This is a genomic window from Mariniphaga sediminis (assembly GCF_003573545.1).
Classification (GTDB): domain Bacteria; phylum Bacteroidota; class Bacteroidia; order Bacteroidales; family Prolixibacteraceae; genus Mariniphaga; species Mariniphaga sediminis.
In genome coordinates this window covers 326,851-338,051 of the sequence record NZ_QWET01000006.1, presented here as the reverse complement: position 1 = coordinate 338,051, position 11,201 = coordinate 326,851, and the positions used below count along the sequence as shown (strand labels likewise).

The window sequence follows — 11,201 nt, the reverse complement described above, 5'->3', positions numbered from 1 at the left end:
CTTCCTGACAAACTTACTTTCAGGTCTGATAGCTTACTCCTTTCTGCCTAAAAAACCTACCCTTAGAATGGAAGAAGTTATTGACCAGACGCAAAGTTGTACGTTAGCTTAGCTCGAACTGACGTTAACTTACTTTCGCTTTAGAAATACAGTTTGCAGGATTCTAATGAAAAAGAACAAGATTGAACTTTTAATTACAGTGGTTTTATCCGTTTTAGCGTGGGTCTATTTTTATTTGTTTTCTAAAAAGTTAGACGGGATTGAAACCGTTTTAGTTGTCGGGGTAATTTTCTTGATTGTCTTTATAGTGGGGTTTATTGTCAGGAAATTTTTTAAAAATGAAGAAAAATAAATTCTCTCGCGTTGTTGTAGCTATTGTTATATCAATTGTTTTTCAACTTTGGTTTGGATGTAGTTCCAGTTATAAACCCGGCCGGACTTATTTAATCTCTGGCCAGTATGAAGAAGAAAATTTTGGCCTGTACAGTTATATTTTGTTTTCGCAAAAACCGGATAAGGAAGATTCAGCAAGATATGCAGAATTGATATCAGGTTATCTAAATAAAATTCCGGAATTAAATCAATTAACAAATTATTTGAATGACAGTAGTATAAATGTGGTGTATTTTCCTGTACTGGAGGATCCCCTCTCTCAATTGGATAGCCTTGCCTTTAAAGAGCAAATTGATTGGCTGATGTCGAACTATGATTATGCGCGGGCTTCGGCCTATTTAAACAAGTTTGAAGATGACCTTTTTGAAGGACCATATATCGTCTCTTACTATAAACCTCTTTCCATTGTTGACAGTGTTCTTACCGAAAAATATTTGCTACAGGACTTTTCGCAGGTACACCCCAAGGTCATTTCATTGTGGGTGGATGCGTTTATACGACAATCGTCACAAACCGAGTACTGGAATGAAGCGCATTTGAGGACTTTTAGTAACACATTAAGGAATACCATTGCCATTGCTGCGGAAGGACTGCAGGAAGTTGGGAAGTCTTTCAGTTGGTGGGAGGAATCTTTAAAGGGCTGGATTGTGCTGAAGTAAAGAATCCAAGGGAGAAAATGAAAACGTTTTTTTAGCTTACTATTTCCAGCGACACCAGTTTTGCATCAACCCCTTTCACCATATTGAGTTTCCGGGTTATTTCTTCATGTTTGGCAATCTCTTCTCCGGTTAATTCCAGAAAAATCAGTCCACTGTCGGAGCAGTTTTCCAGCACGCCGTCGTGAATTCCGAGGCGGGTTTTGATAAAACATCCCCAGCCTGTTAAGATTTTTTGCACCTTCTCAGCCGTTTCCTGGCGGTGTCTTACCAGAATAAGTAATACATCGCGTTTCATAGTTTCGGTTTTTCCTTCCAATTTACAACAATTATCTGTTTTCCGGAATAAAAACATAACCCTATTTTAACCATCCTTCTGTAATACTTATCCTTTGGCCGATATATCAGTTATCCTGTAATGACCCGGCTTTGTGTACCCCTGTTATTGAATGAAAGAAGGTTTTTCTGCTGTATTTTTTTGATATAAAAGAAAATGTATCCTATATGTGCCTGTTGGTTGGGGAGTGTATAAATGGGAAAAATCTCCGGGTTGCAGCAGAAGAATTTAATCTCCTGTATGATGAAATCATGGAACGGGTTTTGTTGGGGGTATGGAGTGCAGAAATGTGTAATAGTATTCTTTTTAACATCTTTAAAAAAAAGCAAAATAGTCTTTAGGAATTATTACTTTTATTCTCCAAAATATTGTAACAGGAATATACGTTCTGTTACCAATTGGAAAACCAATTACATGAAAAATACAATTATCCATTTGGAAAAAATTACCAAGAATTACAAGGTGGGCACGCAGGTTGTCAGGGCGTTGCGTTCGGTTTCGCTCGAAATTCATAAAGGCGAATACGTGGCCATCATGGGAGCTTCGGGCTCCGGGAAATCGACCCTTATGAACATTATTGGCTGCCTCGACACACCTTCGGGCGGGACTTATGTTTTGAACAAGCGGGATGTAAGCCGTTTGTCAGACAATGATTTGGCAGAAATACGTAATACCGAGATTGGCTTTGTTTTTCAGGTTTTCAACCTTTTGCCTCGCAATACGGCACTCGAAAATGTAATGTTGCCCCTGGTATATGCAGGTATAAGAAAGCATGATCGCAAAGACAGAGCAACGGGCACCCTTGCTGATGTGGGGCTTTCCGACCGGATGCATCATAAGCCTAACGAACTTTCAGGAGGACAGCGGCAACGTGTTGCCATTGCCCGCGCCCTGGTAAATAAACCTTCCATTTTGTTGGCTGATGAACCTACCGGAAACCTTGATTCCGTGATCTCAGAAGATATAATGAAATTGTTTGCCGATATTCATCGCAGTGGAAATACCCTGGTAATGGTAACCCACGAGATGGATATTGCCCGTCATGCACACCGGATTATTAAACTTAAAGACGGCGAAATAGAATCGGATACAGTGAATCCGGAGCCGGTTTATTGATGATAGATGACAAAAGAATTTAAAATTTACACCAAAACCGGTGATAAAGGAATGACCGGACTGGTGGGGGGAAGCCGGGTGAAAAAGTATGATCTGAGACTGGAAGCTTACGGAACGGTTGACGAACTGAATGCAGTTATTGGAGTGGTGCGTTCGTTTCGTATTCCGGAAAATGTGTGTGAAATTCTGGTAGAAATTCAGAATAAGCTTTTTAATATCGGTTCACTTCTGGCATCAGATGAAAAAGGCAAGGCATTCACCGGAAAATTGTCGATTACTGCAAAGCACATTGGTTTTTTGGAAAATGCTATTGACGAGTTGGAACACGAGTTACCGGAGCTGAAGCATTTTATTTTGCCCGGTGGTGATGTGGCAGCAGCCCAATGTCATGTTGCCCGAACGGTTTGTCGCAGGGCCGAAAGACGCATACTGGAGTTTTCAGAACGGGAAGAAGTTCAGCCCGAAATCATAATATTTATGAATCGCTTGTCAGATTTTTTATTTGTACTTGCTCGTAAACTGGCTGTCATTAGCGGGATAGAGGAGAGACCCTGGAAACAATCTTAAAAAATTACGGGCAAGGTGTTTTTCGTATTATTTTTTATTATATTCGCGGCATTGTAAAAATCGAGTTGAACCGCTTAAATTCATTAAGATGTATTGGACTCTTGAATTAGCTTCGAAGTTGGAAGATGCGCCTTGGCCGGCAAGTAAGGACGAATTAATTGACTATGCTATCCGTTCGGGGGCACCGCTTGAAGTAATAGAAAACTTGCAGGAAATAGAAGACGAAGGGGAAATATATGAAAGTATCGAGGACATTTGGCCCGATTACCCCAGTAAAGATGATTTTTTCTTTAATGAAGATGAATATTGACCGACTTTTGAAAAAATAGTTTTGAAGCAGGTTAAACAACCTGCTTTTTTATTTTATACACTGGCCAGTAATCCACCGTCCACATATAAAATATGCCCGTTTACGTAATCTCCTGCTTCGGATGCGAGAAATACTGCTGCGCCAACCAATTCTTTTGGTTGGCCCCAGCGGCTTGCCGGTGTGCGGCTACGTAACCAGCTGTCAAATTCAGGATTGTTCCTGAGCGGGATGGTGAGTTCGGTTTCAAAATAGCCCGGACCAATGCCGTTTGTCTGGATGTTGTGTTTGCCCCATTCTGCGGCCAGTGCTTTTGTCAGCATTTTAATTCCGCCTTTTGATACGGCGTAGGGTACAATCGAAGGTCTGCCCAGTTCACTTTGCATGGAGCAGATATTAATAATTTTTCCTGCCCTTCGTTTTATCATAAACGATCCTACTGCCTGCGATACTGTCATGGCACCGTCGATGTTGGTTTCCAAAACTTTTTTCCACTCGTTTTCATCGAAGTTTTCAAACGGTCCGCGAATGTTTATGCCTGCGTTGTTAATAAGAATATCAATGGGCCCTTTTTGATTTTCATAGTTATTTACCGATTCCTTTACTGCTGATGAATCAGTTACGTCGAAAATCAAAGTGTCTGTTTCAACCCCGTTTTGACTTAGTTTATCTTTTGCTTTGACCAGTTTCTGTTCGTTTCTGCCATTCAGGATTATTTTTGCTCCGGCTCCGGCCAATCCTTCTGCCAAAGCAAGGCCAATGCCGCTTCCAGAGCCTGTTATCAATGCTGTTTTTCCTTTTAAGCTGAATAAAGAAAGAGTATCCATTTTTAATATTTATAGTTTTTCTACCAGTTCTTTCAAAGGTAATAAATCGAATTCGCCAAAATCTTTCCCCTTCCCAAATTCAGAAATAAATTTACGGTTAAGTAAAAATAACCGGCTGTTAAATTTGTCCTGAGGATAAGTGTTGCTGACAGAGAATTTTTCAAAATTGAATTGGGTAAAGTTAAGTTCACAGGCGGAGAGTTCCCATTCTCCGTCATCGTTGGCGAAAAGAAGTGGTAAACCGTGTGTGCGGCAAATCAGCGGCCGCGATTTATAAATAGTACAAGCGTGGTCTTTTAGGAAAATGCAGCTGTCCTTATTGTTTGGCGCGTTGCTTTGGATTTTTGTTTTATCAAATTTATTGCTTTTTAATTCTTCGAGAATAGCATAGAATTCAATGGGAAGGATGCTAAAATCCATGCAACATAAATCGCATCCTTTTTCGCATTGGAGATGGGGCGCATGCTCTTTTCCCAATCGTTCGGCCGTCACATCCACATCATCTCTCACTGCAAAGTAATCTAAAAAGTGTTTTTTTAATAAGTCCTCCATATTCCTAAAAATAGTTTGAAACAAAGTACGCGAAATTTTGGAAGAAACCGGAACAAAATACTACTTCGATAATATATCGAAACAGAAAGGCAAGATACAGACTTACCAAAAGTGGGAGAAAGTCGCTTTATGTTGGCTTTGATTTTTCAGGAGAATCCGAGACGCAACCTTTTCTTCATCCTGAACGTCTTTCTGTAAAACCAAAATTCAATATAAAATGAAATTAAGGATCGTATTAATTCTGTGGGTTTTGTTTTTTGCTTTTTCCTGTATTGAAAAAGACAACGAAACATACGTTACACCATTAAAAGAAATAAATGCCTGCGGAAATGAAGATCCGTTAAACAGCCTGGAGTGGCTGAATGCAAGGGTTTTGAGTGAGAGTAATCCCCGGGATTCAGAATATGTTAAAAGCGTGTGGATAAAGGAATATAAAGGGAATGACATTATTGTCATCGACTTTGGAGGGGAAGTTTCAGAATGTCTGACGTTTGATTGTTTGGGAAACAGGGTAGTTGTTAACAGTCAATCATTTTTAGAATCACTTTCTGAAAATGAATTGGTATATAAGTCTGCCAACAAAATGTAGTAAAAAACGAGTTATGTTTTTTATTAAAAGGGCCGGAGCTTTTCATTTTGAATTGCTTCCAATTTTCACTCCCCAAATGGTTTTATTATGACTAAATAATATAAAAACCTCTATTCAAAATGATTAATCTGATAATCAAAAATGATTACTTTGTACCCTTTAATGAAAGTTCATTGGCTGAATTGAAAAAGCCGTTATCTGAAGTATTTTGGCTTTAAAAGTACTGGGAAGAGAGGATATTATTGGAAAGTATTGGTTTACACATCTTGTCCTTTGGGTCTGTGAAAGCCATCTGTAACATAAAATTTAAATAAAGATGAACTGGTTAGAACGTACCCAACTGCTTGTCGGACCTGAAAAACTGGAACGGCTGAAAAAGGCAAATGTATTAGTGGTAGGGCTTGGTGGAGTGGGGGCTTATGCTGCTGAAATGATTTGTCGTGCAGGTGTGGGAAAAATGACCCTTGCTGATGGTGACACGGTACAGGAATCGAACCGAAACCGGCAACTCCCTGCATTGGTGAGTACTACCGGACTGGCCAAGACCGACGTTCTTGCCCGGCGGTTTTATGATATTAACCCTGACGTAGAACTGACTGTCGTAAATAACTTTATTCACGACGAAAAGGCTGTGGAGCTTATTGAAAGTCAGTCTTTCGACTACGTAGTGGATGCCATTGACACACTGTCGCCAAAAGCATTTCTTATCAGCCATAGTCTTCAGTGCGGGCTGAGAGTAGTGAGCTCTATGGGGGCAGGTGGTAAGCTTGACCCCTCAAAAGTGCAGGTAGCCGACATTTCAAAATCGTATAACTGTAAACTGGCCCGAATGATTCGGAAGCGGTTGTCGAAACTGGGAATCAAAAAAGGAGTGCAGGTAGTTTTTTCTCCCGAAGAGGTGTCAGAAGAGGCTGTTCGGTTGGAAGAAGGCCAAAACAAAAAGTCGACGGTAGGAACCATTTCTTATATGCCGCCAGTGTTTGGTTGTTTTATGGCCAGTGTTGTTATCCGGAACCTCCTGGAGTCTTGAATGTTTCATGCTGGAATACAATAAAATAATTATAATTATTGCATAAATGTGGTTTCGTTGAAGATAAAAAGGCTCAAAAGTTTGATAATTCCAATTTTAGTTTAACTTTGCGGAGTGAATTAGATGATAATTTGGGATTTTATTTAATTTCAGTTGTCTGACAATGAGCAAAGTGATCTTTATTTTGTTGTAATTTTTTTTAGGTATTCTGCAGCCGGGCACGATTTTCCTTCCTGTTTTATCACCATGATTTTTTTGGTTTCTAATTTTTTTTCAATTCGATATTCATTTAAATCCGGGAACAAAACAACACTTGGGTTTGATTGTACCCTGCGACAGGCGCCTGTTTTATTAATTTAATTTTTAGTTACAAATGAACATTTATGTTGGAAATCTTCCGTATAATGTGGTTGAGGAAGATTTGAGAGAAATTTTCGAAGAGTATGGCGAAGTTGCATCGGTTAAAATTATTTCTGATAAACTAACCGGCCGCAGTAAAGGTTTTGGATTTGTTGAAATGGACGATGAAGAAGAAGCCAAAAAAGCCATAGGCGAACTTAACAATGCTGAACTTAGCGGACGTAACATTAAAGTGAATGAATCACGTCCAAGATCAAATGATTCCCGTGGTGGAGGTAACCGCAGAGGCGGTGGTGGTTTCAACAGGGGAAGTCGTTACTAACCCAATTCTTATGCAAGGAAAAATAAAATGGTACGATGCCGTAAAGGGGTATGGTTTTATCCATACTGAAGACGGTAAAGATGTGTTTGTACACCGTACCGGAATCAAAGATGCACAATTTGGACTGGATAAAGACCAGGAAGTGCAATTTGAAATTAAAGAAAGTGATCGGGGTCCGGTGGCTTTTGATGTGGAAGTTATCTAACGATTATAGCGGACAATATAAAGGGCTTTGTTTTTACAAAGCCCTTTTTTGTTTGTTCTTCTCCGGTTTTTACAGGGTATGTTTCCGATATTTAATCCCCAGCTTTTTGAGGCGATGGTAATCCGTTTGTAACCGTTTCTCAAAATCTGCAAAGTCCTTTTGTTCTTTGGGTGTCCAGCTTACTTCTGACTGCGCTTGCAATCGGGGGAGTAACATATACTCTGCATATTCTGTATTTGATACATATTCCGTCCAAAGGTTGCTTTGTACCCCTATAATGTACTTCGCTTCCTTTCGGGATAGTTCTTCCGGAACGGGCTCAAAACCATAAACTTTATCAAGAGGTAAGAAACCGCCTATCGCTAAAGGTTCACTATTTTTGTCTTCCGACTGGTAATAATCCAGGTACATATGAGTGGTGGGGCTCATCACAACATCATGTTTTTGTTTGGCTGCCTCAATGCCTCCTTTAATTCCGCGCCAGCTCATTACAGTTGCCTGCGGAGCCAGGCCACCTTCCAGGATTTCATCCCAACCGATCAGACGCCGTCCTTTCGAAGTTAAAAAACCATCCATCCTGGTAATAAACCAGCTTTGCAGTTCATGTTCATCTTGCAGTCCCTCTTTCTTGATTCGACGCTGGCAATTTTCGCATACTTCCCAGGCGTCTTTGGGGCATTCGTCTCCGCCAACGTGGATAAATTCGGAAGGAAAGATGTCAAGCACTTCATTCAATACATCCTGTAAGAATGTGAAAGTCTCTTCTTTTCCGGCACAATATACATCTTTGTGGACACCCCAGGTCTTTTTAACTTCGTAAGGGCCACCGGTACAGCCAAGGTTGGGATACGCTGCAAGTGCTGCGCTGGAATGGCCGGGCATCTCAATTTCAGGAACCACTGTAATGTAGCGCTCAGCAGCATACCGGACAATCTCTCTGGCCTGATCCTGTGTGTAGAATCCGCCATACCCAATTCCGTCATATTCATCCGAGCGGAGGGCATGGCCAACAATGGTTTCATCGCGCCAGTGTGAGATTTCAGTAAGCAAAGGATACTTTTTTATTTCCAGTCTCCATCCCTGATCCTCAGTGAGGTGCCAGTGAAAGGTGTTGATTTTGTACATGGCCAGGATGTCGATGTATTTTTTCAAAAAGCTGACCGGGAAAAAATGACGCCCTACATCGAGCATGTTACCACGCCAGGCAAACCTGGGCTCATCTTTTATTTCAATACATGGAATGTTTAATTGGTCATTTGTGGCTTCCAATGGCAAAAGCTGCTTTAGTGATTGCATTCCGTAAAACAGTCCGTTGGGAGTAAATGCTTCAATCTCAATGTTATTCTTTTCTGCCTTTAATCGGTAACCTTCCTTTCCTAGTTTTTTTAGGTTATTTTGCAGCTTAAAAGAAATCGTTTTTGCATTTCTTTTTCCCTCTGCTTTAAACCCGTATATGTTTTCAAGATACTCGTTAAAGAAGCCGGCAATCCGGGTTACTTCTTCATTTGATGTGTCGAATTTCAATGTACATTCCTGGTTCAGGGAAAAATATCCATTGCCGGTTTTTATCTCTTTGGGGAGAGGAATAATGGCTGGAGACTGTGCTGCAATGTTTATTATAAAAAACAGTACTAGCACAGGTAAAATAAGTATTTGTTTCATTTTTAATAGATTTTAAGGTTATACAAATATAAACATTTTCAAAATTTTATAAAGAGGTAAGGAGATCTTGAAAAATTTTAAAATAGGAGAAGCCCGTTGGGACAGGACTTATCCCAGAACACCGGCCCGGTAAATTGTTGCACTTGGGCAAAACAAGAAAAAACAGATACTGACGTTTGGGGTGTTCTATGTTGTCTGACATGTCCCGAAGTTTATTCTTTGAACTTTCTGCTACTACAGGAAGAAATAAATTGATTTAAGCAATGAGTTTACCTGTTTTCGTGAGTTTGTTTTGATTAATATGTTGAAAATATTTACAAGTGTTGAAAATATTTACGCCTGCGTAAAAGCATTGATAATCAACCTAAAAACCAACAATTGTTTTAGAGTGTAAATATATTCAACACTTGTGCTGTTTAAAATTTTAATGGCTTGTGTTTTAATCTGCTGTTGCATAGTGCGTTGTGTGGTGGTTTTAGTTTGGTATTATAGTTGGATTATGTTTTATAAGTTATAAGATAACAGATTACGTTTCATTTTTTAATAACCAAAAATAAAAAGCCATGAAGACATTTCTTTTATCCATAGGTTTACTGCTGTTTTACTCTTTTCTGATAAGTGGTGAAAACGTGCAGTCAGATAGGATTCATGAGAAAGTTATTCCTGTTTGGAGTACTCATGAAACCTTCAGTCTTTCTAATCTGCTGATTGAGAAATACTCCGATTCTCACACGGGGCCAGAGCTTCGGGTTCAAGCTTTAGATTCAGAAAAATTTAAGCATGACTTTGGAGTGGATTCAGATTTGGGATTCACCCTTGAGGGCAACGAATCGATAGAAAACAAAGCATTTTTGAAACTGGTAATTGGCCGGAATGTGATTGTTCCTGTAATGCATTCCCAAAATCCTTTTGTTGGGATTGTGGACAGGCAGGGGGTTTCTTTAGAAAAACTGGCCGAATTACTTCATTCTTCCGACGCAAAGAGCTGGGGAATGTTGCTCGGTAACAATGTATCAACACCTGTTTCCATTTTTGTATCCGATGATCCCTCTGTGCAGTCAGTTTTGTCGGATTTTTCAGGAATGAATGTATCTTCTTTTCATGGGGTACCTGTAGGGAAAGTGGTGGATGCAATCCAAAGAAATCCCGGAGCAATTGGTTATGTGCGTCTTTCCGATGTTTTGGATGCTGAATATCAGGGGCTGGCAGATGGTGTTAAGTTACTCCCTGTTGACAAAAACGGAAATGGTGTTATTGATTTTAGCGAAAAAATATATGATAACTTGAACGATTTCAGGCGTGGAGTCTGGATTGGGAAATATCCCCGGTCGCTGGTACGCAATATTTATGCTGTACTTCCTGCAACGCCAGATAATGAGGCTTTAACCGATTTTGTAAGTTGGGTGTTAACCGATGGGCAGCAGTACCTGGGGCATTCGGGATACACTGAATTGGCTTTTAGTGAAAAATCAGGAAAGTTGGATAAGTTGCTGGTACAACCTGCTGTGACGGAATCTTCAGTGGGAGATAATTCGCTTAGGAGGGGGGCAATTCTTGCTTTTGTTTTGTTAGTCGGACTTGGTTTACTGATTCACCTGGTTTATTTAGTCAAAACAAAAAATAGTAATGCATCTACAGTTATTATCCCTGAAAAGAGCAGGACATTTAATGAAAATTTTCCCGGTACTCCGGAAGGTCTATATTTCGATAAAACCCATACCTGGATTTTTATGGAAAGAGATGGAAAGGTGAGAGTGGGAATAGATGATTTTTTACAACACTTTACCGGAAAATATACCCGTATTAAGATGAAAAAAACGGGAGATTCTGTAAAAAGGAATGAGCCTGTAGTGACGCTCATTCAGGACGGTAAACACCTTGATATCTGCGCCCCTGTTTCAGGAACAGTCAAAGCAATAAACGAAGCGCTAACCGATGAACCGGAGAGGATCAACAATTCTCCTTACAATGAAGGATGGATCTATTTGATTGAACCGCTAAACTGGCTCAGCGAGATACGTTTTTTCAAAATGGGGCAGCATTACAGGAGTTGGTTGAGAAGGGAACTCTTACGATTGAAAGATTTTTTTGCCGTCTCGGTACATGCAAAAGTATATGGCCAGGTTGTGTTCCAGGATGGAGGAGAAATTTGTGAAGCTGTTTTGCAGGAGTTTGGTCCGGAAGTGTGGGAAGATTTTCAGAAACATTTTCTTGATGTGTCAAAACTCTGAATATGTTTTAAAGACTAAACGCAGACCGGGGAAAAGAGGAGTTCTTT

Annotated in this window: 13 protein-coding genes; 9 read left to right on the top strand and 4 right to left on the bottom strand. The window is 40.0% G+C overall.

Going from position 1 to position 11,201, the window contains the following annotated elements; translation table 11 throughout:
• Positions 1 to 338: 338 nt before the first annotated feature.
• On the top strand, positions 339 to 1,052 hold the full coding sequence (locus D1164_RS10360) for a hypothetical protein (protein ID WP_119349891.1): 714 nt from the start codon (positions 339 to 341) through the stop codon (positions 1,050 to 1,052).
• Between the two features lie 31 nt (positions 1,053 to 1,083).
• Here D1164_RS10360 and D1164_RS10355 read toward each other — a convergent pair whose 3' ends face one another.
• Positions 1,084 to 1,347, bottom strand: a complete 264-nt coding sequence (locus D1164_RS10355) for a hypothetical protein (RefSeq protein ID WP_119349913.1) — start codon at positions 1,345 to 1,347, stop codon at positions 1,084 to 1,086.
• A gap of 453 nt (positions 1,348 to 1,800) precedes the next feature.
• On the opposite strand from D1164_RS10355, the gene D1164_RS10350 reads away from it, so the two are divergent.
• From D1164_RS10350 to D1164_RS10340, 3 genes are all read left to right on the top strand, one after another.
• Positions 1,801 to 2,502 (top strand): ABC transporter ATP-binding protein, encoded by a 702-nt coding sequence (locus tag D1164_RS10350; protein WP_119349890.1) that lies wholly within the window; start codon positions 1,801 to 1,803, stop codon positions 2,500 to 2,502.
• A gap of 6 nt (positions 2,503 to 2,508) precedes the next feature.
• Positions 2,509 to 3,069: a cob(I)yrinic acid a,c-diamide adenosyltransferase gene (locus tag D1164_RS10345; protein ID WP_119349889.1), complete on the top strand. Its 561-nt coding sequence runs from the start codon at positions 2,509 to 2,511 to the stop codon at positions 3,067 to 3,069.
• A gap of 88 nt (positions 3,070 to 3,157) precedes the next feature.
• Positions 3,158 to 3,379, top strand: a complete 222-nt coding sequence (locus tag D1164_RS10340; protein ID WP_053183863.1) for a DUF2795 domain-containing protein — start codon at positions 3,158 to 3,160, stop codon at positions 3,377 to 3,379.
• A 53-nt stretch (positions 3,380 to 3,432) separates the two neighbouring features.
• On the opposite strand, the gene D1164_RS10335 is transcribed toward D1164_RS10340, so the two are convergent.
• The gene (locus D1164_RS10335) at positions 3,433 to 4,203 is read right to left on the bottom strand and encodes an SDR family oxidoreductase (protein WP_119349888.1); all 771 of its coding nucleotides are present in this window, start codon (positions 4,201 to 4,203) and stop codon (positions 3,433 to 3,435) included.
• A gap of 9 nt (positions 4,204 to 4,212) precedes the next feature.
• Positions 4,213 to 4,755, bottom strand: coding sequence for a YkgJ family cysteine cluster protein (locus D1164_RS10330; protein WP_119349887.1), 543 nt, complete (start codon positions 4,753 to 4,755; stop codon positions 4,213 to 4,215).
• Between the two features lie 217 nt (positions 4,756 to 4,972).
• Here D1164_RS10330 and D1164_RS10325 point away from each other — a divergent pair, with 217 nt between their 5' ends.
• The 4 genes from D1164_RS10325 to D1164_RS10305 all read left to right on the top strand — a co-directional run bounded on the left by D1164_RS10325 (position 4,973) and on the right by D1164_RS10305 (position 7,261).
• On the top strand, positions 4,973 to 5,344 hold the full coding sequence (locus D1164_RS10325; protein ID WP_119349886.1) for a hypothetical protein: 372 nt from the start codon (positions 4,973 to 4,975) through the stop codon (positions 5,342 to 5,344).
• Between the two features lie 316 nt (positions 5,345 to 5,660).
• Positions 5,661 to 6,374 carry a tRNA threonylcarbamoyladenosine dehydratase gene (locus D1164_RS10320; RefSeq protein WP_172594419.1) on the top strand — a complete coding sequence of 238 codons (714 nt, stop codon included), beginning with the start codon at positions 5,661 to 5,663 and terminating at the stop codon, positions 6,372 to 6,374.
• A gap of 373 nt (positions 6,375 to 6,747) precedes the next feature.
• Positions 6,748 to 7,056: an RNA recognition motif domain-containing protein gene (locus D1164_RS10310; RefSeq protein ID WP_119349883.1), complete on the top strand. Its 309-nt coding sequence runs from the start codon at positions 6,748 to 6,750 to the stop codon at positions 7,054 to 7,056.
• 10 nt (positions 7,057 to 7,066) lie between these two features.
• A complete protein-coding gene (locus tag D1164_RS10305; RefSeq protein WP_172594418.1) occupies positions 7,067 to 7,261 on the top strand; it encodes a cold-shock protein in 195 nt (64 codons plus the stop codon).
• A 69-nt stretch (positions 7,262 to 7,330) separates the two neighbouring features.
• On the opposite strand, the gene D1164_RS10300 is transcribed toward D1164_RS10305, so the two are convergent.
• Complete coding sequence (locus D1164_RS10300) at positions 7,331 to 8,923, bottom strand: beta-N-acetylhexosaminidase (RefSeq protein ID WP_119349882.1); 1,593 nt, start codon at positions 8,921 to 8,923, stop codon at positions 7,331 to 7,333.
• A 563-nt stretch (positions 8,924 to 9,486) separates the two neighbouring features.
• Between D1164_RS10300 and D1164_RS10295 the strand changes: the two genes are divergently transcribed.
• Complete coding sequence (locus D1164_RS10295; protein ID WP_119349881.1) at positions 9,487 to 11,154, top strand: hypothetical protein; 1,668 nt, start codon at positions 9,487 to 9,489, stop codon at positions 11,152 to 11,154.
• Positions 11,155 to 11,201: the final 47 nt, after the last annotated feature.

Excerpts from the sequence above, each read along its gene's own strand:
- D1164_RS10335 (WP_119349888.1), bottom strand. The coding sequence starts at position 4,203 with ATGGATACTCTTTCTTTATTCAGCTTAAAAGGAAAAACAGCATTGATA.
- D1164_RS10340 (WP_053183863.1), top strand. The coding sequence starts at position 3,158 with ATGTATTGGACTCTTGAATTAGCTTCGAAGTTGGAAGATGCGCCTTGG.
- D1164_RS10310 (WP_119349883.1), top strand. The coding sequence starts at position 6,748 with ATGAACATTTATGTTGGAAATCTTCCGTATAATGTGGTTGAGGAAGAT.
- D1164_RS10360 (WP_119349891.1), top strand. The coding sequence starts at position 339 with ATGAAGAAAAATAAATTCTCTCGCGTTGTTGTAGCTATTGTTATATCA.
- D1164_RS10330 (WP_119349887.1), bottom strand. The coding sequence starts at position 4,755 with ATGGAGGACTTATTAAAAAAACACTTTTTAGATTACTTTGCAGTGAGA.
- D1164_RS10300 (WP_119349882.1), bottom strand. The coding sequence starts at position 8,923 with ATGAAACAAATACTTATTTTACCTGTGCTAGTACTGTTTTTTATAATA.
- D1164_RS10305 (WP_172594418.1), top strand. The coding sequence starts at position 7,067 with ATGCAAGGAAAAATAAAATGGTACGATGCCGTAAAGGGGTATGGTTTT.
- D1164_RS10350 (WP_119349890.1), top strand. The coding sequence starts at position 1,801 with ATGAAAAATACAATTATCCATTTGGAAAAAATTACCAAGAATTACAAG.
- D1164_RS10355 (WP_119349913.1), bottom strand. The coding sequence starts at position 1,347 with ATGAAACGCGATGTATTACTTATTCTGGTAAGACACCGCCAGGAAACG.
- D1164_RS10345 (WP_119349889.1), top strand. The coding sequence starts at position 2,509 with ATGACAAAAGAATTTAAAATTTACACCAAAACCGGTGATAAAGGAATG.
- D1164_RS10325 (WP_119349886.1), top strand. The coding sequence starts at position 4,973 with ATGAAATTAAGGATCGTATTAATTCTGTGGGTTTTGTTTTTTGCTTTT.
- D1164_RS10295 (WP_119349881.1), top strand. The coding sequence starts at position 9,487 with ATGAAGACATTTCTTTTATCCATAGGTTTACTGCTGTTTTACTCTTTT.
- D1164_RS10320 (WP_172594419.1), top strand. The coding sequence starts at position 5,661 with ATGAACTGGTTAGAACGTACCCAACTGCTTGTCGGACCTGAAAAACTG.